We start from the raw sequence: 1,422 nt of genomic DNA on the forward strand, positions 1-1,422 counted from the left end.
GTGATTGCGATGGGCGAGCGCTGCGGTTCATCGGCACGCAGATCGATATCAGCGCGCGCAAAGCGGCCGAGGGGCAAATTGCTCATATGGCTCGCCACGATGGTCTCACCGACCTGCCGAACCGCGCTCTGTTTTACGAGCGCTTGGAGGGCCGGCTTGCAGACCTGAGCACTGACGACGGCTCCTGCGCGGTGTTGTGCCTTGACCTCGACCACTTCAAGGCCGTGAATGACAGCCTCGGCCATCTTGCCGGTGACGCTCTCCTACGCGCGGTGGCCCACCGCATCCGCGTCGTGCTTCGGGCCGAAGACACGGTGGCACGCCTCGGTGGAGACGAGTTCGCCGTCCTGATGAGGAAGGTGGGCGATCTGCGCCGCGTGGAGGCGCTCGCCGAGCGCTTGATCGATGCGGTACGGGCGCCAGTCTCCTTCGGCGAGCAGCAGATGCAGGTAGGATTGAGCATCGGCATCGCACTGGCACCGGCCCACGGCGTCGACGGCGAGACCCTGTTTAAGCGCGCTGACCTCGCTCTCTATCGCGCCAAAGCCGAGGGCCGGAACACGTACCGCGTGTTCGAGCCCGCGATGGACGAAGTGGTGGCCGAGCGGCGCGACCTCGAACGCGACCTGCGTCACGCGATCGAAGGCGGCGAACTCACGCTGTATTATCAGCCGCAAGTGACCACGAGTGGCGGCGACCTTGTAGGCTTCGAGGCGCTTGTACGTTGGATGCATCCAGAGCGCGGCTTGGTGCCGCCGAATGCGTTCATCCCGCTGGCGGAGGAGACCGGGCTGATCCTCGCGCTGGGCGAGTGGGTGCTGCGTGCGGCCTGCCGCGAGGCGGCGCGATGGGAACGTCCGCTCAAGGTCGCGGTGAACCTGTCGCCGCACCAGTTCCAGCAAGCGGACTTGGCAGAGCGCGTGCTGGCCATTCTGACAGAGACGGGCCTTTCGCCCATGCGGCTGGAGCTTGAGATTACCGAGACCGTGATCATCAACGACATGGCGCGGGCGCTCGGGATCCTGCGTCGTCTGAAGGCACTCGGCATTTCTATCGCGATGGACGATTTCGGTACCGGCTACTCGTCGCTGGCGACCTTGCAGGCGTTCCCGTTTGACAAGATCAAGATCGACCGCTCGTTCGTGGGTCACGTCGAGGGCAGCCCGCAGGCGGCGGTGATCGTGCGTGCGGTTCTGGGGCTCGGCCGCAGCTTGGGGATGAGCGTGGTGGCAGAGGGCGTCGAGACAGAGGAGCAGATGCGCTTTCTGGCAGCAGAAGCATGCGATGAAGCGCAGGGTTACCTGATCGGCAGGCCGCAGCCGATTGAGCGGTTCGCGGAGCGGGTTGGTGCTGCCGAACGAGTTACGGACTGCTCCGTTCCGGACACAACCACCGCGCTTTCTCGCCTCGCCGTAGGCCGTG

The 1,422-nt window shown here is 65.3% G+C and carries 1 protein-coding gene; it reads left to right on the forward strand.

Annotation, left to right across the window (positions count from 1 at the left end):
* Positions 1 to 1,422: putative bifunctional diguanylate cyclase/phosphodiesterase (locus tag MKL01_RS06465; protein ID WP_243904394.1), on the forward strand; the 1,422-nt coding region annotated here is incomplete at both ends.

Source organism: Methylobacterium sp. J-070, assembly GCF_022829385.1.
Lineage (GTDB): Bacteria > Pseudomonadota > Alphaproteobacteria > Rhizobiales > Beijerinckiaceae > Methylobacterium.